Genomic DNA, 17,701 nt, shown 5'->3' with positions numbered 1-17,701 from the left:
GTCCGTACTTTCCGCCGTGGCCAACGCTGCCCCGGACGAGGATTACGAAGCCTGGTTTCGCCTGCTCGAAACCCCCGGCGTCGGCCGTGAGACGGCGCGGCGCCTGCTGGCCGCCTGCGGCTCGCCCACCGCCGTGTTCGGCGCCGGCCGCAGCGCCTTGCGCGCCATCGCCGGCGCGGCGGTGGCCGATGCGCTGGCCGCCACGCCACCGCAGCTGAACGAACGCTGGCAGGCCGTGCAGCGCTGGCGCGGCGGCGGCGAGGCCCGACACCTGCTGGCGCTGGGCGACCCGCGCTACCCAAGCCGCCTGCTGCAGACCGCCGACCCGCCGCTGATGCTCTATCTGCAGGGGCCGCCGGAGCTGCTGGCTGCCGACGCCATCGCCGTGGTCGGCAGCCGCCACGCCACGCCGCAAGGCCTGGAGACCGCCCGCGCCTTCGGCCGCGCATTGAGCGAGCGGCAATGGGTGGTGATCTCCGGCCTGGCCGCCGGCATCGACGGCGCGGCCCACGAAGGCGCATTGGCCGGCGCGGCGGCCGGAGGCGCCGCCACCGTCGCCGTGGTCGGCACCGGCCTCGACCTGGTCTACCCGGCGCGTCACCGCGAGCTGGCGCGGCGCATCGCCGAGCGCGGCGCCCTGCTCAGCGAATACGCCCCCGGCACGCCGCCGCTGGCCGAGCACTTTCCGCAGCGCAACCGCCTCATCGCCGGTCTCGCGCTGGGCACGCTGGTGGTCGAGGCGGCGCTCAAGTCGGGCTCGCTGATCACCGCCCGCCTGGCCGCCGAGGCCGGCCGCGAGGTCTTCGCCGTGCCGGGCTCCATCCACGCGCCGCAGTCGCGCGGCTGCCACGCGCTGCTGCGCCAGGGCGCCAAGCTGGTGGAGACGGCCGAGGACATCGTCGAGGAACTGGCCGGCATCAGGACGGCAACGGCAACGAAACCAACGCCCACCGCGGCCGGCGATGGCGATGAATCCGACCCGCTGCTGCGCGCCCTGGGCCACGCACCGGCGACGCTCGATGCCTTGCTGGCCCGCACCGGCTGGCCCACGGCCGAGCTGACGGCACGCCTGCTCGAGCTCGAGTTCGACGGCCAGGTCGCGCGCATGGCCGGCGGCCTCTACCAGCGTCTGGGCCGCGCCTGAGGGCAACAGCCACTGAATTGGGCAGTCCTCACTTCAGGCCGGCCAGCCCCCCCGACTCGTGTGACATGGCCGTGGCGGCCTCGGGTATAGTGGAATCACCATGTTCGACGTCCTGGTCTATCTCTACGAGAACTACTGGCGTCCGGACGCCTGCCCCGAGCCCAAGCAATTGAGCCGCAAGCTCTCGGCCGTCGGTTTCGACAACGAGGAAATCCAGGACGCCCTGCGCTGGCTCGATGGCCTGGCCACGAGCGCCGAGGCCTGCACCGGCAGCCCGGTGCCCGAGAGCATGCGCATCTACACCGCGGCCGAGCAAGAGGCGCTGGGCGAGGCCTCGATGGGCTTCATCATGTTCCTCGAGTCCTCGGGCGTGATGCCCGCGCCCATGCGCGAGATGGTGATTGATCGCGCCCTGGCCGTCGGCGACGGCCCGCTCGACCTGGAAGACCTGAAGATCATCGTGCTGATGGTCTTCTGGAGCCTGGGCGAGGAACCCGATGCGCTGGTGCTCGACGAGTTGTTCGTCGCCAGCGAGGACCGCGTCATCCACTGACGCCGGCGGCCAGCGGCTCAGTTCAAGAGCCGCGACGCATCCACATCCAGCTTGGCCAGCGCACTGCGTGTGGCGCGCACCGTCAGCGCCTCGTCCTGCGCCGGCAGCAGCAGGCCGGCCTGCAGATAGCTGGCCAGCCGGTGCTGCTGGAACAGCACACAGCGCCCCTGGGGCGTGACGAAGAGGCTGAGCTGCTTGCGCATGCCGTGCCAGGCCAGCTGCACCGGCTCGCTGTGGCCGCCGCGGTCGAGCATGTACCAGCTGCCCACCTGCAGCTCGCGCGCCCAGGCCACCATCGCCGGCGTCGGCATCGAGCCGCCCTCGAGCACCACCTCCAGCTCGGAATTGCGGTGGCCCGACAGATCGAGCACCATCGATTCGTCGACCTCGACATCGGCCGCGTCGGGCAACAACTCTTCCAACGTCTCCAGCCGCTCCATCAGCTCGCGCAGGCGGTCGTCGGGGATCACCGCGGCCTTGGCCGTGAAGGCGGCGGCGAGCGAGTTGTTGAGCTGCTGGATGTGCTCGTCCTGCTTGGCCGAGTCCATGCCGGCCGAAAGCATGCCCTCACGCAGGCTCTTGAGCAGCAGGGGTAGGCGGCGTATGACCTCGGCGCGCTCTTCGCGCGTGACCTTGGCGCTGGCGCTCCAGATCAGGTCGGCGGCGGCGCGCTTCATGGTCTTGGTCTGCTGACCCTGGGCGCCGTAGCGCACGGCCGTGGTGGCCAGCACATCGGCCCAGACGTGAAAGAGGAACTGGCGCACGCCCTCCTGCACCGGCACCTCGTTGAGCATGCGGCGCAACTCTATCGTGTACTGGATGGCCATGGTCTCGCGCTGCTCGACCTGCTGGGCCAGCGAGACGCCGCGCCGCGTGGCCTCGTTCTCGTTCTTGAAGTAGTGCTCGAGGAATTTCTCGAACTCGGTGAGCACGGTCTGGAAGACGCGCCTGCCGGTGTCGGGGTAGGCCTCGACCACCTGCACCACGCGCTTGATTTCCTTCTCGAGCGCCTCGCCCACCGTGCCGGTGCCGTCAAAGCCCATCACGCAGGCGCCCATGCGGTCGATCAGGCGGCGCGCCGGGTGGTCGATGGTGGCAAAGAAGTCGGGCTCGGAGACGGCCACGCGCAGCACCGGCATCTGCAGGCGCGCAAACCAGACGCGCACGCTGGCCGGTATGCGCTCTTCGGTGAGGATGCTCTGGAACAGCAGGGCGACGATCTCGATGGTGGCGCGCTCTTCGGGCGAGGCCGCGGCCTTCTTGAGCACCTGCTTGCGCTGGTGCAGTTCTTCCAGCAGCACCGGCGCGGTGACCATCATGCCGCCGCCGGCCGCGGCCGGTGCCAGGCGCTGGCGCAGGCCACGCTCGGCCTGGTCTATCGCCAGGGCGAGGCCGGGCGACATCGGCGCCGTGCGCCGCGGCAGGTCGCCGGCGCGGGTGGACGGCGCGAAATCGGGCACATGGCGGCCAATGAGCCGGTTCAGCCGCCCGAGCACCGCCTCGGCATGCTCGCGGCTGCGCGCCAGCGGTGCACCGCGCGTCATCATGCGCGTCTCTTCACCGACGCCACCGCCACGCGGATCGCCACCACCCGCCCAGCTGCCGTAGCGCCCGCCCCCCGGAGCGGAGCCGAACTGCGAGATCGGGCCGAAGGCAGAGCTCGGGCCGGCGCGTGTGGGCTCGCCCGCACCGCCGCCGCCCGCACCGCCCTGCCAACCGCCGCCGCCACCGCCGGCCCCGGGATGGGCGCGGGCGCGGCGGATGAAGGGGCGCAGGTCAACCTCGGGCAGCACGTTCTGCTCGATCAGCCAGCGGTTGGCCTCGTGGTAGCACTCCTCGACGAGCAGCGCGAATTCGTCGTGCAGCGTGGCCTGCATCTCGCGCCAGCCTTCCAGGTCGAGCCCGGCGCTGCGCCAGGCGTCGAAGACCAGGCGCGCCAGCACATGGGCGCGCAGCATGTCGTTGGGATCGAGCTCGTTGCGCGTCTCGAGGTGGGCAATGCGCGAGCGCAGGTCGGCAAACTCCCACGAAGCGCGGTCCATCACCGCCAGCGCCAGGCGCGAGGTCACGATCTCCAGCTCGATGGTGTCGTCGGGCACCAGGCTGAGTGCGTCGCGGGCGCCGGGCGCCGCCGCCAGATCGCCCAGACGGGTGCCGCCCACGCCCTGCTGCAGCACCTGACGCAGCCCGATGACGATGCCGCGGTGCCAGGCCTGAGCGCCGCCAGTGAGGCCTTGCACCAGGGCGCGGCGGCGCTGGAAGATGGTGTGTTCGCAGGGCTTGTCGAGCAGCGACTTGGCGCCGTCGAGCACGGTCTGCACCAGCGGCGACAGGCCCTTGACCAGCTCTTCGACATAGAGCCTGCGCGCCTGGCCGGCGATGGAGTCGGGCGAGGCGCGGGTGGCCATGTGGAGGGGTTTTGGAACTGCTGGTGGCTAGGGGAGCGAAACCACTCTACACCACGGCCCCGGCATTCGGATCGTCGGGGTCGGCCTTCTCGCCCCCTATCTTCACCAGATCGTCGCGCTTCACCCCCAGCCACATGGCGATGCCTGCGGCAACGAAGATCGACGAATAGATGCCGAACAGGATGCCGATGGTCAGCGCGATGGCAAAGTAGTGCAGCGTCGGGCCGCCGAAGACCAGCATCGACAGCACCATCATCTGCGTGCTGCCGTGGGTGATGATGGTGCGGCTGGTGGTGCTGGTGATGGCATGGTCGATGACCTGGGGCGTGGTGAGCTTGCGGAAGCGCCGGAAGGCCTCGCGTATGCGGTCGAAGATGACCACCGACTCGTTCACCGAATAGCCCAGCACGGCCAGGATGGCGGCCAGCACGGCGAGCGAGAACTCCCACTGGAAAAAGGCGAAGAAGCCCAGGATGATGACCACGTCGTGCAGGTTGGCCACGATGCCGGCGAGCGCAAACTTCCACTCGAAGCGCACCGCCAGATAGGCCATGATGCCCAGCACCGTGACGAGCAGCGCCCAGGCGCCGTTCTCGTAGAGTTCGGCGCCGACCGAAGGACCGACGAACTCGGTGCGCGTCAGCGTCAGCGGCTCCTGGCCGCCGGCGGTGGCGCAGGAAGGCCGGCTCACCTGCTCGCCCTGGGGCGTGGTGTACTGCTTGGTGCCTGCAGTGCCGCTCTCGACCTTGCACAGCGCCTCGAAGACGCGGCCGGCCACGTCGGCCTGCTTCACGTCCTTGCGCACCGGCAGGCGGATCAGCACATCGCGTGCGGTGCCGAACTTCTGCACCTGCACCTCGCCGAAGCCCATGGCCTCGACGGTGGCGCGGGCGCGGTTGATATCGGCCGGCTGCGCGTACTGCACCTCGATCAGCGTGCCGCCGGTGAACTCGATCGACAGGTGCAGCCCGCGCGTGACGAGGAAGAACACCGCCAGCCCGAAGGTGACGAAGGAGACGATGTTCAGCACCAGCGCATGGCGCATGAACGGGATGTCTTTGCGTATCCTAAAAAATTCCATGATTCAGTCCTGCTTCAGGCTTCGGCTTCGACCGTGGCCGCCGGCGCGGCGCCGTCCGGCCGCCACACCTGCCCGATGGAGACCGACTTCAGCCGCTTCTGGCGTCCGTACCAGAAGTTGACGAGGCCGCGCGAGAAGACGACGGCCGAGAACATCGAGGTCAGGATGCCCAGGCAATGCACCACCGCGAAGCCGCGCACCGGGCCCGAGCCGAAGGTGAGCAGGGCCAGGCCGGCGATCAGGGTCGTGACGTTGGAGTCGAGGATGGTGCCCCAAGCCAACTCATAGCCCGAGTGGATGGCCTGCTGCGGGCTGGCGCCGCCGCGCAGCTCTTCGCGCACGCGCTCGTTGATCAGCACGTTGGCATCGATGGCCATGCCCAGCGTGAGGGCGATGGCCGCGATGCCGGGCAGCGTGAGCGTGGCCTGCAGCATGCTCAGCACCGCCACCAGGCACAACAGGTTGAAGCCCAGCGCCAGCGACGAGAACATGCCGAACAGCAGGTAGTAGGCACACATGAAGATGGCGATGGCGGCAAAGCCGTAGATCACGCTGTCGAAGCCCTTGGCGATGTTCTCGGCGCCCAGGCTGGGGCCGATGGTGCGCTCTTCGATGATCTCCATCGGCGCGGCCAGCGCGCCGGCGCGCGTGAGCAGTGCGATGTCGGCGGTTTCCTGGGGCGTGAAGTTGCCGGTGATCTGGAAATCGGTGCCGAACTCGCCCTGGATGGTGGCCACCGAGACGGCCTCGCCCTTGCCCTTCTCGTAGAGCACGATGGCCATGGGCTTGCCCAGGTTCTCGCGCGTCACCGCGCGCATGGCGCGGCCGGCGACGTCGTCCAGGCGCACGCTGACGGCGGGGCGCTGGTCCTTGTCGATGGTGGCGGCGGCCTGCTTGAGCTGCTCGCCGGTGGCGATGACCTCGCGCTTGAGGCCCACCATGCGGGTGGAGGTCTCGCCGGCCTGGGCCCGCTGCGGCACGGTTTCGCCAGCGCTGGCGGTGTCGGTCTCGACGAGGCGGAACTGCAGCGTCGCGGTGCGGCCGATGATGTCCTTGGCGCGCGCCGTGTCCTGCACGCCGGGCAGCTGCACCACCACGCGGTCAGCGCCCTCCTGCTGGATCACCGGCTCAGCCACGCCGAGCTCGTTGACGCGCTTGTGCAGGGTCTCGATGTTCTGCGTCAGTGCCTGCTTCTGGATGTCGGCGATGGCCTTGAGCGAGAGCCGGCCCAGCACGCGCTGGCCGCCGCCGTCCACCGGCTCCTGCGTCCAGTCCATCGAGGGCAGGCGGTCGAACAGGATGTCGCGCGCCAGCTTGGCCTGCTCGGCATCGGGCACCGAGACCGTGATGCCGTTGCTTTCGCGGGCGATGCCGCCGAAGCGCACGCGCTTCTCGCGCAGCGCGGTGCGCGCGTCGCTGGCGTAGGTGTCCACGCTCTGCTTGAGCGCGGCGCGCATGTCCACCTGCATCAGGAAGTGAACGCCGCCGCGCAGGTCCAGGCCCAGCGACATCGGGCGCGCGTGGATGGCGGCCATCCATTCGGGCGTGCGCGAGACCAGGTTGAGCGCAACGATGTAGCGCGGGTCGGCCGGATCGGGGTTGAGCGCCTTGGAGATGGCGTCCTTGGCCTTGATCTGGTTGTCGGTGTCGGAAAAGCGGGCGCGCACCGAGTTGCCGTCGAACTGCACGAAGTCGGGCTTGAGCCCGGCCGCCTGCACGATCTGGCGCACGCGCTCGATCATCGCGGCGTCCACCTTGACGGTGGACTTGGCCCCGGACACCTGGACGGCAGGGGCCTCGCCGTAGAGATTGGGCAGGGTGTAGAGCAGGCCGATCAGCAGCGCGACGCCCAGCATCGCGTACTTCCACCAGGGGTAGCGGTTCATCAGAGTTCCCGGGGCTGGCAGCGCGGCCGCAGGGCCGCGCCTGTGCCGTTACTTGAAGGTGCCCTTGGGCAGCACCTGGACGATGGCGACGCGCTGCACCTGCAGTTCGACTTCCTTGGCCACCTCGACGTGGATGTAGGTCTCGCCGAGCTTGGAGACGCGGCCGAGCACGCCGCCGGCAATGACCACCTCGTCGCCCTTGGCGACGGCCTCGATCATGGCCTTGTGCTCCTTCTGCTTCTTCATCTGCGGCCGGATCATGATGAAGTACAGCACCACGAACATCAGCACCAGCGGCAGCATGCTGAGCAGCGAGGATTGGGCGTCGCCCCCGGCGGCGGCGGCCGGGGCGGTCTGGGCAATGGCTTGCGAAATGAACACGGCTGTCGGTCCTTGGTTCGGGCGGGGCCCTGGGGCGGGCGGGAGTCGGACCCGGCGAGAGCGGGCGAATCGCGCATTTTAGGGGGCGCGGCGCGGCGCCGGTCCGGCAGGGCGATGCCCGGGCAGCGTCACGGCCACCAGCAACAGCCACCATGCGACAAAGGCCACACGGGGGATGTCGAGCAGGCTGTCGACCATGCCCACGGCCAGCAGGCCCAGCATGGCCCCGGCCAGCGGCGGCGCCAGCCGGTGGTGGCGCGCCGCTCCCAGCGTGACGCGCCACAGCGCCGGCAGCAGCAGCACCAGCACCGCCACCGCGCCCAGCAGGCCTTGCTCGAACAGCACATGCACGCCCACATTCTTGGCATGCCATGGCAGGTGGTTGTGATCGCTGGTAACGAACCAGCGCGCCAGGCCGCGCTCAAAGGCGCCGTTGGCGAGCATCTCGCCGCGCGGGTCGACCAGACTCAGATCGTCGACCTCGATGCGCGCGCCCGGCGTGCCGACGCCGATGGAAAGCACCACCAGGCGCGGCGCGTACCAGGGGCCACCGCTGATGGCCTCGCCCTTGAGCGGCCATTCCAGCGTCTGCCACAGCCCGGCCGCCGGCTTCAAGTGACGCTGGCCGCCCAGGCAGGCTGCGTTGTAGAGCAGATGCTTCTCGCACAGGTCGACCTGGATCTCCGCCGCCTGCTCGGTGCGCAGGCGCAGGCGCAGCCGGGCCGTTCCCTGCGGCACGGCAACCCGCTGCGAGAGGCGGAATACCGCCCCCCAGCCCAGCATGTGCTTGCCCCCGCTCAGCACCACCCAGCGGGCGCCGTCGTCGCTCTCGCGCAGCCTGGCGTCGCCGATCTGGTCCTGAGTCTGGCCCGACATCGCGCGCTGCGCCGTGAAGCGCCCCAGGCCCTTGCCCAGAAACTGCTCGGCGGGCGAGCGCAACAGCCCCAGGGCTTCGCGCCAGTGGGTGCGGCGGTCCTCGCCGTCCTGGCGCGTGGCCGTCATGCGGTCGCCCATGTAGGCGCCGGCGCCGAACACGCCCACCACCGCCGACACCAGCAGGCACAACCCCAGCAGCCGGCCCTGCCAGCGCCAGTCAGCCGGCCAGGGCGGATCGCGTCGCGCATAGGCAGCCAGCGCTGCCAGCACCAGCGCCACGGGCAGGCTGCGCTCCAGCCCCTCGCCTTCGCCCCAGTGCAGGCCCACCGCCGCCAGCGCTGCCAGCACGCCGGCAAAACCGGCCCAGGACAGCACCACCGCGCCCAGGCCGCCGCCGCGCCCACGCCACAGCGACGTCGCAGTGGCCAGCCAGGCCAGCGCAAACGCCAGGTAGGCGCCCTTGGGCGCCAGCAGCACCAGGGCAGCGACGGCCATCACCGCCAGCAGGCCGAACACCAGCGCCGCCGGCACCCAGGGCGTGCGGCTGCGGCTAGGCAGGGTGGCCAGCGGCAGCAACAGCGCCACCGCCGCCAGCAGCGTCACCTGGCCGCGCCAGCCGCTACCCGGAAACAGCCACCAGGCCAGCGCCAGGTAAAGGGCGGCCGCCACCGCCACCGTGACCCAGGTCGGTGCCACCGCCTGCCCCTGGCGCTGCTGCTGCCGCGCCAGCAGCACCAGCGTGCAGCCCAGGCCCAGCGGCACCCCCAGGTAGACGATGCGCGAAAAGGTCACCAGCGCGGCGTAGAGGCCGAGCGCGCAGACCAGCGCCACCAGCGCCCAACGCCGCGGCGTCGCAGCCGAGCGCCAGGCCAGCAGGGCAAAGGGCAGCGAGGCAGACAACACGGCGTCGAGCGCGGCGCCGCCGACGTGCATCTCCCAGAACAGGCCGGTGGCGCGATAGTCGCTGGAAAAATCCAGCAGCCCGGTGAAGGCCAGCCGCTCCCAGACCACGCCCAGCGCCGTGGCACCCAACATGCCCACCATGCCGGCCTGGAAGGCCCAGGTGGCCGCGGCGGCATCGGCGCGCCAGGCGCCCCGCCACAGCGGCAGCAGCAGCGCCACCGCCAGCAGCGGCTTGGCCAGGCGCAGGCTGTTCAGCGGCTCGTGATAGCCCTGCCACCAGCCCCAGGCCAGGCCGCCGGCATCGGCCACGCCGATGGCCGCGGCCAGCGCGGTGGCCGCCAACAGCGGCGCCCCCAGCAGCCAGGCGCGCGCCAGGCGCATTCGCGCCGTGGGCTGGGCCGGCCAGCCGGCGGCAATGCGCGCATGCCCGCCGGCCGCCACGGCCAACACCAGCAGATCGAACTCTTCCACCACCAGCCAGCCGGTCCAGGGCATCAACCCGGCCCAGGGCAGCAGCGCCAGCAGGCCGGCCAGCGCCCAGGTCGGGCGCCAGAAGGCCGCCGCCGCCGCGGCCACGACGCCCACCAACGCCAGCGCGGGCGACAGCGGGTGGTGGGCCGCCAGCCACAGACCGCAGGCGGCGCAGGCCAGAGCCAGCAACGCGGCAACGCCCTGCCGCAGCGGATGCCTCAGCCCGCGCATGCGAGCCCTGCGCGGACATTCGCCAGCCCCACGACAGTCCGCAGGGACTGTCGTGTGTCTGGGCTCAGACCAGCACTTCCACGCACACCGGGTGCCCCAGAAAGGCCTGCGGGCTGGCACTGGCGCCATAGGCCCCCGACTGGAACACGGCCACCAGGTCGCCGACCTCGGCGCGCGGCAGTTCCATGCGGTCGGCCAGCAGGTCCAGCGGCGTACACAGCGGGCCCACCACCGAGACCGTCTCGCGTTCGGCCCCCTCCATGCGGTTGGCGATGGCCACCGGGTAGTTCTTGCGGATCACCTGGCCGAAATTGCCCGATGCCGACAGGTGGTGGTTGAGCCCGCCATCGGTGATCAGGTAGGTGTGGCCGCGCGAGACCTTGCGGTCGACGATGCGCGTGATGTACACGCCGGCCTCGCCGACGAAGTAGCGGCCCAGTTCGATGACCAGGTGCGCCTGCGGCAGGTCGGCCGCCGCCCGCTCGGTCAGCGCCGCCAGGTTGGCGCCGATGGGTGCCAGGTCCAGCCGCTGCTCACCCGGAAAGTAAGGGATGCCGAAACCGCCGCCGAGGTTGAGAAAGCGCACCGGCGCCGGTGCGTCTGCGGCCAGCCGCAGCGCCAGCTCGTAGCTCTTGAGCTGTGCCTCGCAGATCGACTCGGCGCGCAGGTTCTGCGAGCCGGCGAAGAGGTGAAAACCCTCGAACGCCAGGCCCTCGCGCGCCATCCAGGCCAGCATCTCGGGCACGACCTCGACATCGACGCCGAACTGCTTGGGTCCGCCGCCCATCTTCATGCCCGAGCCCTTGAGCTCGAAATCGGGGTTGACGCGCACCGCCACCCGCGCCGGCAGGCCCAGGGCCTGCGAGGCTGCGGCCAGCACCGGCAGCTCGCGCATCGATTCGACATTCACCAGCACGCCCGCGGCCACCGCCTGCTGGAGCTCGATGTCGCGCTTGCCCGGCCCGGCAAAGCTCACCTCGGCCGGGTTGGCGCCGGCATCCAGCGCCACCTTCAATTCGCCGGCCGAGGCGACATCGATGCCGTCCACCAGGCCCGCCATGAACTGCACCACGGCCGGCATCGGGTTGGCCTTCATCGCGTAGTGCAGCTTGATCTGCGGCGGCAACGCCGCGCGCAGCTGGGCCACGCGGGCACGCAGCAGGCTGCGGCTGTAGGCGTAGAAGGGGGTCTGGCCGACGCGGGCGGCGAGCCTCGTGACCGGCTGGCCGCCCACATGCAATTCGCCGGCGGCGGTGGCAAAGGCGTCCATGGCTGCGTGGACGGGTTTGCTCGTCTCCTTCATGGCTCGAATGCTCCAAATGCCTGCGCGCCGCCAGGCGCGCGGTCAGCCGCGGTCATGCGGCGGCGACAGGGTCGAAAGAGGGTGACAACAGCGCCCGCAGCGTCATCAGGCGGTTCAACTGGGCCGTGTCCGACAGGTAGCGCACATCGATCCAGTCCACCTCCGCATCCGGCAAGGCCGCCGTCCACTCGGCCGGTGCCCGCGCCTGCGCGCTGCGGCCCAGCGCATGGCGTATGGCCGTCGAGGCCCGCCGCAACGCGACCGGGCGGACCAGCGTACCCGCGAGCCGCATCCGATGCGCCAGATGGGGGCCGCTGGCGAAGGAAAAGCCGTAGTCGCTCGGGCCGTCGGCGACCCGCGGCGAAAGCCGGTTGATCACCGCGCTTTCGAGCTGGCCGTAGGTCTTCCAGCGTATGGGTATGCGTGCCGCCAGGCTGACGAGCCCGGGGTGAGGCAGGGGCGTCAGGAAATCGCCGTAGCGCGACGCCACCGAATTGTTTCGCCCCATCCAGTAGCGCAGACGGTACAGCGAGTACACCAGTTCGACATCGCTGCGCGACAGGCGCCGGGCCGTCGTGGCGGCAGCATTTGAATCGAATCCCAGGCAGGCCAGGATGCCGCTTCCCAAGGCCGCCCGCAGCGCCAGCCGGTCCTCCGGTGACGGCACGGCCTGCGGCACCCAGTTCGAATAGAAAACGCCCACCAGTTCATCGGCGGTGTAGGCGCGGTCGCGGATGTAGAAGAAGTTGCGCAGGATTTCGCCGCCGCCGCCATTCAGGTTGAGCGTCCCGCCCTCGACCTGCAGCAAGCGCGTCAGGCGGTCGGCACCGCGGTCGAAGACCCCATCGGTGGGCAGGCCGTCGAAGAAGCCGAGGCTCGCCCGCAGTCCGGCGGCATCGAACGCGGGCTGGCCGGCGTTCAGCACCGACTTGTCGATGCAGCGGATGGCCAGGCCCAGGTCCGCGGCCTTGGCGCTGGCGATCTGCACATCGGCATCGCCTTCGCGGCCGTAGACATAAAGCGCCGGCCGCACTTCCAGGCTGTCGAGCACGGCCAGGATCAGGCGCGAGTCGAAGCCACCGGACAGCGCCATGCCGATCTTGCTGCCAAAGGCCGAGACCATGCTGCGACCATCGTCCAGCAGACTGGAGGCCACCTGCTCCACCGCCTGGTCGAACGTGGCCGGCGGCGTGGCCTGCCGCCAATCCTCGGGCCGGTGGACCGCCACCCCTGAGCCGGTTCCCAGCTCGAGGGCCAGCGTCGGGTCGCAGACTTCGATGTCGGCCAGCGGCGTCTCGTTGGCGTGGTTGGCACCCAGCAGCACGAACTCCTGGGCGCGCAGCCGGTTCAGGCGTGGCCGCTGCAGCGTGCTGCGGCACAGCAGCAGCGAGGTCGAATACAGGCGCCGGTCGCTCCTGGCATAGGTCTTGTGCAGCCCGACCGCATCGTTGAACAGCCAGGCGCGGTGGGCATCGCCGATGAGCATGGTGTACGAACCGGCAAGCTCGCGCAGCGGCAGGCTGGCCGGGTCGGGTCCGGCCTCCAGCAGGCGCCGCAGCAGCGCCGAACGCGTGAGCCCGCGCCAATGAACGGTGCCGACATAGGCCGCGAACCGCGACCCCTCCACCAGGCAGGCGCCAGCGGCGCCAGCATTGCCCGGCGTGTCGAACCACATCGCCTGGCCGCCAGTCCACGTCAACAGGACGGGATCGCCATGCCCCTGCATGCGCGCCGACGCGAGGGCCTGTTGCGAGAGCGCGGCGGCCTCGGCCTGGGCGGCAACGCCGGGCGTGATCGCTACCAGCAGGGCCATCGTGTACTCAGGTAGGGCCGGCGCCCGGCCAGCGCGCGGCCGGGGTGGAAGGGGAAGACACGGCTGGCCGGTCTCGCGGGGGGACGCATCTCAACCGCCGGCCTGGTCGGCGGCGGCCAGCCACTCGGTGGACAGCAGCTTGCGGTCGATCTTGCCGTTGGGGTTGCGCGGCAACGGGCCCGGCTGGGTGGCGACGCCGGCCGGCACCATGTAGGCCGGCATGCGCCTGCGGCATTCGGCCAGCAGGGCCGGCACGTCGACGGTGGCGCTGCCGTCGGGGGCGGTGGCGATCACCTGGATGGCCTGGCCCAGCGTGGCATGGTCGACGCCGAAGGCCACGCATTCGCCCACCAGGCGGGTGGCGTACAGCACTTCCTCGACCTCGGTGGGGCTGACGCGGTAGCCCGAGGTCTTCATCATCTCGTCGCGGCGGCCGATGAAGTACAGGAAGCCTTCGGCGTCGCGCCTCACCGTGTCGCCCGAGAACACCGCCAGCTCGGGGATCTGCAGGCCGGCCTCGCGCCCGCCCGTGCCGGCCGGCAGCGGCTTGTAGCGCTCGGCCGTCTTCTCGGCATCGCCCCAGTAGCCCATGCCCACCAGCGCGCCGCGGTGCACCAGCTCGCCGGGCTCTTCAGGGGCGCATTCGCTGCCGTCCTCGCGCAGCACCAGGATCTCGGCGTTGGGGATGGCGCGGCCTATGCTGTCGGGCCTGCGGTCCACCTCGTCGGGCGGCAGGTAGGTGCTGCGGAAGGCCTCGGTCAGGCCGTACATCAGGAAGGGCCGTGCCGAGGGCGCGCGCTGGCGCAGCGCCATCAGCGTCTCGCGCGGCATGCGGCCGCCGGTGTTGGCGAAGTAGCGCAGGTGCTGGTCAATGGCCGCCGGCCATTCGAGCGCGGTGAGCTGGATGTAGAGCGGCGGCACCGCGGTGAGGCCGGTGACGCGCTCGCGCTCCATCGCCTTGAGCACATCGCGCGGCATCAGGTAGTTGAGCAGCACCACGCGTGCGCCGCTGTGGAAGCCGGTGGTGAGCTGGCTGAAGCCGGCGTCGAAGCTCAGCGGCAGCGCCGCCAGCAGCGTGTCCTCGGGGCCGTTCTCGAGATAACTGGCCACGCTCTTGGCGCCGGCCACCATGTTGCGGTGGCTCAGCACCACGCCCTTGGGGCGGCCGGTGCTGCCGCTGGTGTAGAGGATGGCCACCATGTCGGTGTCGATGACGCGGTGGCCGGCGCGCGCCGGGGCCTGCAGCAGATCGGTCCACAGCGTGACTGGCAGCGCCCCATCGGCCGCGGCACCGGAGGCCGGCGCGGTGAGCACCAGATGGCGCAGCGCCGGGCATTGCGCCAGCACCGGGGCCAGCAGGGCCAGGCGGTCGGGCGAGGTGACGAGCAGGCGCACGCCGCAGTCTTGCAGGATGTAGGCCACCTGCTCGGGCTTGAGCATGGGGTTGAGCGGCACGAAGACGGTGCCGGCGGCGGCGCTGCCGAAGCTGGCCACCACGGTCTCCGCTCGCTTCTCGAGGTAGATGGCCACGCGCTCGGCACGCTGCAGGCCCAGGGCCATCAGGCCGGCGGCGAAGCCCTGCACGGCGGCGTCGAGCTCGCCATAGCGGGTGTGCTGGTCGCCGTGCGTGAGGGCCGTCGCAGCGGGCGCGCGTTGCGCGCCAAAGCGCACGAAATCGGAGAGCAGGGTGGCGTCGGTCATCGGGTCGGAATGAGGCCTGGATAGGGGGGCCGCGTGAGACCGCCTGCCCTCGCTGAAGAGCGCCAAAGAGTATTGCACAGGGCCCCTGGCGAGCCAGGGCCTGCACTCGTGACGTTGTAGCGCGCAAGCGCACTCCCAGCACGATGGCGGGCAGGCCCGGCCACCTAGAATCATCGGTTGTCTGCACCCGGCCTCGCGGGTGCCGCCGCACTGGGAGCTGCCATGAATGTCGAACAGGAAGTCTTGCGCGTGCTGGACGAGGTGCTGAGCCTGGCCGGCCGCAGCGCCGGCTTCACGCGCGACACCCACCTGCTGGGCGCCATCCCCGAACTCGACAGCATGGCCGTGGTGACCCTGCTCACGACGCTGGAAGAACGCCTGGGCATCGCCGTCGACGACGGCGACATCGACGGCAGCACCTTTGCCACCGTGGGCAGCCTGGTCGACTTCGTCGCCGAGCGCATCTGATCCCGATGACGGCCGCGTTCGAGGCCTTCTTCGCTCCGTTGCGGCCCGGCCCGCTGGGCCAGCGCCTGTGCCTCTGGCACGCACCGCCGGCCGGCACCGCGCCAACGGGGCTGGTGGTTCACGTCCACGGCTTTGCCGAAGAGATGAACAAGTCGCGCCGCATGGCCGCGTGGCAGGCACGCGAGCTGGCCGCCGCCGGCCACGCCGTGCTGCAGTTCGACCTGCTGGGCTGCGGCGACAGCGCCGGTGATTTCGGCGATGCCAGCTGGTCCGACTGGGTGGACGACGTGGTGGCCGCCGCCGCCCTGGCGCGGACGCGCCACGCCCAGGCCTGGCCGGACGCACAGCCGCCCGGCCTGTGGCTGTGGGGCCACCGCATGGGCTGCCTGCTGGCCAACGCCGCGGCGCCGCGCATCGAGGGCGGCTGCGACTTCCTCTTCTGGCAACCCACGCCCAACGGCAAGACGGTGCTGCAGCAATTTCTTCGCCTCGAAACCGCGGCTGCGCTGATGGGCAAGGCCACGCCAGGCGATCAAAAGCCGGCGCGCGAGCGCCTGGCCGCGGGCGAGACGGTGGACGTGGCCGGCTACCGCATCCAGCCGGCCCTGGCCCAGGGGCTGGAAGCCGCCCGCCTGCAGGTGCCGGCACGCCCCGCACGGCTGGAGTGGATCGACGTCTCGCCACAGGAGCCGCCCACGGCATCGCCCGTGGCACAGCAGAACCTGGCCGCCTGGCAGGCCGGGGGCTGCCAGGTACGCCACCAGATGGTGCAAGGCCCCGCCTTCTGGCAGACGACCGAGATCGAGGATGCGCCGGCGCTCATCGCCGCCACCGTTGCCGGGATGAAGGGCGAAGCCCGGGCATGAACTACGCCGAGGAAACGGTGCTGATGCGCTGCGCCGACGACACCCTGGTCGGCATCCTGGCCCGCCCGCAAGTTGCGGCGCGCACCGGCGTCGTGGTGGTGGTCGGCGGCCCGCAGGTGCGCGTGGGCAGCCACCGGCAGTTTGCGGGCCTGTCCCGAGAACTGGCGACCCAGGGGCATGCCGTGCTTCGCTTCGACGTGCGCGGCATGGGCGACAGCACCGGCGCGCAACGCGGCTTCGACCAGCTCGACGAAGACATCGAGGCCGCGGTGAGCACGCTGCGCAGCCTGGTGCCCGGGCTTCGCAAGGTGGTGCTCTGGGGCCTGTGCGACGGCGCTTCGGCCGCCCTGCTCTACACCGCGCGGCCGGGGGCGCCGCTGGTGGACGGGCTGGCGCTGGCCAACCCCTGGGTGCGCTCGCCCACCCTGGCGGCCAAGACCCGGCTCAAGCACTACTACGTCCAGCGCCTGCTCAGCGCCGACTTCTGGCGCAAGCTGCTGACGGGCCGCGTGGCGGTGTCCAGCACACTCGGCGAAGTCGTCCAGACTGCGCGCACCGCCCAGGCCTCCGCAACCGAACCCGCTGCCGCCCAAGGCCAGCCTGCCGCCGCCCCGGCCTACACCGAGCGCATGACCGCCGCCGCCAAGCAGTTCCGGGGTGCGATGGTGCTGATCCTGAGCGGCGACGACCACACGGCCGACGAGTTCCGCGAGTTCGTGAAGGCATCGCGCACATGGCGTACCCTGATGCGCCGCGCCGATGTCACACGGGCCGAGCTGGTCACGGCCGACCACACCTTTTCCAACCCAGGCGCGGCGCATGCAGCCGCCGAGGTGACCCGCAAATGGCTGTCGACGATCTGAGCCTGGCGCGCCACCCCCTCGCCACAGCGCCGGCCCTGGCGCTACTGCGCCGCCTGGCCGTACTTGCGCTGGCGCTGTGCGTGCCCGCAGCGGCGCAAGCCCAGACCGCCAATTTTTGCGGCGACCTGCGCAATCCACACGGCCCGTTCGACTACCGCACAGCCACGGTGGATGAGCGCAGCCTGGTCGAGGGCCGGCACTTCACCCCGCCGGTGCAGGCGCTCATCACCGGCACAACGGGCACTCGACCAGGGGGTGATATCGACTACACCTTGCGGGCGTTTCCCAACAACCCGCGGGCGCTGATCGCCGTCATCGCCCTGGGCGAGAAGGAGAAGACCGACCAGCCGGCCGACATGCGCTACACGGTCGAATGCTGGCTGGAGCGCGCCGTGCGCTTCCGCCCCAAGGACCACATCGTTCGCATGATCCGCGCCGGCTTCTTCGGCAAGCGCGGGCGCAAGGCCGAGGCCATAGCCGACCTGAAGGTGGCTGAGAGCATTGCCGGCGACAACCCCTTCACCTTCTACAACCTGGGCCTGATCTACCAGGAGCTGGGCGAATACGAAGAGGCACTCAGGTTTGCCCACCTGGCCATGGCCGGGGGCATGCCGCGCACCGAACTCAAGGACAAGCTCGTGGCCGCCAGGAAGTGGCGGGAGCCCGAAGCCGCAAGCGCGGCGGCGAGTGCAGCAGCGCCGGCGACACCGGCCAGCGCGCCCTAGAGCCCACGGCGAACGCACTCCCGATGTC

At 70.8% G+C, this 17,701-nt stretch carries 14 protein-coding genes; 6 read left to right on the top strand and 8 right to left on the bottom strand.

All coding sequences use genetic code 11. The features are described 5' to 3' along the window. Positions 1–16 precede the first annotated feature (16 nt). Both dprA and JMV16_RS23815 read left to right on the top strand, forming a co-directional pair. Positions 17–1,144 carry a DNA-processing protein DprA gene (gene dprA, locus JMV16_RS23820; protein ID WP_201496823.1) on the top strand — a complete coding sequence of 376 codons (1,128 nt, stop codon included), beginning with the start codon at positions 17–19 and terminating at the stop codon, positions 1,142–1,144. A 100-nt stretch (positions 1,145–1,244) separates the two neighbouring features. Beyond that, positions 1,245–1,697: a DUF494 family protein gene (locus JMV16_RS23815; protein ID WP_201496822.1), complete on the top strand. Its 453-nt coding sequence runs from the start codon at positions 1,245–1,247 to the stop codon at positions 1,695–1,697. Between the two features lie 17 nt (positions 1,698–1,714). On the opposite strand, the gene JMV16_RS23810 is transcribed toward JMV16_RS23815, so the two are convergent. From JMV16_RS23810 to JMV16_RS23775, 8 genes are all read right to left on the bottom strand, one after another. Beyond that, the gene (locus tag JMV16_RS23810) at positions 1,715–4,105 is read right to left on the bottom strand and encodes a DUF1631 family protein (protein ID WP_201496821.1); all 2,391 of its coding nucleotides are present in this window, start codon (positions 4,103–4,105) and stop codon (positions 1,715–1,717) included. Positions 4,106–4,151: 46 nt separating this feature from the next. Beyond that, entirely contained in the window at positions 4,152–5,186 is a 1,035-nt protein-coding gene (gene secF, locus JMV16_RS23805) for a protein translocase subunit SecF (protein ID WP_201496820.1), read from the bottom strand. Positions 5,187–5,200: 14 nt separating this feature from the next. Then, on the bottom strand, positions 5,201–7,072 hold the full coding sequence (secD, locus tag JMV16_RS23800) for a protein translocase subunit SecD (protein WP_201496819.1): 1,872 nt from the start codon (positions 7,070–7,072) through the stop codon (positions 5,201–5,203). 48 nt (positions 7,073–7,120) lie between these two features. Continuing rightward, a complete protein-coding gene (gene yajC, locus JMV16_RS23795; RefSeq protein ID WP_201496818.1) occupies positions 7,121–7,453 on the bottom strand; it encodes a preprotein translocase subunit YajC in 333 nt (110 codons plus the stop codon). A 78-nt stretch (positions 7,454–7,531) separates the two neighbouring features. Continuing rightward, on the bottom strand, positions 7,532–9,934 hold the full coding sequence (locus JMV16_RS23790; protein ID WP_201496817.1) for a hypothetical protein: 2,403 nt from the start codon (positions 9,932–9,934) through the stop codon (positions 7,532–7,534). Between the two features lie 64 nt (positions 9,935–9,998). After that, positions 9,999–11,237, bottom strand: a complete 1,239-nt coding sequence (locus tag JMV16_RS23785) for a pyridoxal-dependent decarboxylase, exosortase A system-associated (protein ID WP_411565066.1) — start codon at positions 11,235–11,237, stop codon at positions 9,999–10,001. A gap of 52 nt (positions 11,238–11,289) precedes the next feature. Then, a complete protein-coding gene (locus JMV16_RS23780) occupies positions 11,290–13,050 on the bottom strand; it encodes a hypothetical protein (protein WP_201496816.1) in 1,761 nt (586 codons plus the stop codon). Positions 13,051–13,140: 90 nt separating this feature from the next. Further along, positions 13,141–14,751 (bottom strand): acyl-CoA ligase (AMP-forming), exosortase A system-associated, encoded by a 1,611-nt coding sequence (locus JMV16_RS23775; RefSeq protein WP_201496815.1) that lies wholly within the window; start codon positions 14,749–14,751, stop codon positions 13,141–13,143. Between the two features lie 222 nt (positions 14,752–14,973). On the opposite strand from JMV16_RS23775, the gene JMV16_RS23770 reads away from it, so the two are divergent. From JMV16_RS23770 to JMV16_RS23755, 4 genes are read left to right on the top strand one after another with little or no spacing between them, the layout of a single operon-like run. After that, positions 14,974–15,219 (top strand): acyl carrier protein, encoded by a 246-nt coding sequence (locus JMV16_RS23770; RefSeq protein ID WP_201496814.1) that lies wholly within the window; start codon positions 14,974–14,976, stop codon positions 15,217–15,219. A 5-nt stretch (positions 15,220–15,224) separates the two neighbouring features. Continuing rightward, positions 15,225–16,085, top strand: coding sequence for a hydrolase 2, exosortase A system-associated (locus JMV16_RS23765; RefSeq protein ID WP_201496813.1), 861 nt, complete (start codon positions 15,225–15,227; stop codon positions 16,083–16,085). Next, a complete protein-coding gene (locus JMV16_RS23760; RefSeq protein ID WP_201496812.1) occupies positions 16,082–16,948 on the top strand; it encodes a hydrolase 1, exosortase A system-associated in 867 nt (288 codons plus the stop codon). Before JMV16_RS23765 ends, JMV16_RS23760 begins: the two co-directional genes overlap by 4 nt. Further along, positions 16,930–17,673, top strand: a complete 744-nt coding sequence (locus JMV16_RS23755; RefSeq protein WP_201496811.1) for a tetratricopeptide repeat protein — start codon at positions 16,930–16,932, stop codon at positions 17,671–17,673. The genes JMV16_RS23760 and JMV16_RS23755 overlap by 19 nt, the downstream gene beginning before the upstream one ends. Positions 17,674–17,701 lie beyond the last annotated feature (28 nt).

Origin of the sequence: Rubrivivax sp. A210 (assembly GCF_904426505.1) — a bacterium.
Lineage (GTDB): Bacteria > Pseudomonadota > Gammaproteobacteria > Burkholderiales > Burkholderiaceae_C > Rubrivivax.
The sequence above is the reverse complement of the archived record's forward strand: the minus strand, read 5'-3'. Positions and strand labels throughout refer to the sequence as shown.

Excerpts from the sequence above, each read along its gene's own strand:
- JMV16_RS23770 (WP_201496814.1), top strand. The coding sequence starts at position 14,974 with ATGAATGTCGAACAGGAAGTCTTGCGCGTGCTGGACGAGGTGCTGAGC.
- JMV16_RS23810 (WP_201496821.1), bottom strand. The coding sequence starts at position 4,105 with ATGGCCACCCGCGCCTCGCCCGACTCCATCGCCGGCCAGGCGCGCAGG.
- secD (WP_201496819.1), bottom strand. The coding sequence starts at position 7,072 with ATGAACCGCTACCCCTGGTGGAAGTACGCGATGCTGGGCGTCGCGCTG.
- secF (WP_201496820.1), bottom strand. The coding sequence starts at position 5,186 with ATGGAATTTTTTAGGATACGCAAAGACATCCCGTTCATGCGCCATGCG.
- JMV16_RS23815 (WP_201496822.1), top strand. The coding sequence starts at position 1,245 with ATGTTCGACGTCCTGGTCTATCTCTACGAGAACTACTGGCGTCCGGAC.
- JMV16_RS23765 (WP_201496813.1), top strand. The coding sequence starts at position 15,225 with ATGACGGCCGCGTTCGAGGCCTTCTTCGCTCCGTTGCGGCCCGGCCCG.
- JMV16_RS23780 (WP_201496816.1), bottom strand. The coding sequence starts at position 13,050 with ATGGCCCTGCTGGTAGCGATCACGCCCGGCGTTGCCGCCCAGGCCGAG.
- JMV16_RS23755 (WP_201496811.1), top strand. The coding sequence starts at position 16,930 with ATGGCTGTCGACGATCTGAGCCTGGCGCGCCACCCCCTCGCCACAGCG.
- JMV16_RS23785 (WP_411565066.1), bottom strand. The coding sequence starts at position 11,237 with ATGAAGGAGACGAGCAAACCCGTCCACGCAGCCATGGACGCCTTTGCC.
- JMV16_RS23790 (WP_201496817.1), bottom strand. The coding sequence starts at position 9,934 with ATGCGCGGGCTGAGGCATCCGCTGCGGCAGGGCGTTGCCGCGTTGCTG.
- JMV16_RS23760 (WP_201496812.1), top strand. The coding sequence starts at position 16,082 with ATGAACTACGCCGAGGAAACGGTGCTGATGCGCTGCGCCGACGACACC.
- JMV16_RS23775 (WP_201496815.1), bottom strand. The coding sequence starts at position 14,751 with ATGACCGACGCCACCCTGCTCTCCGATTTCGTGCGCTTTGGCGCGCAA.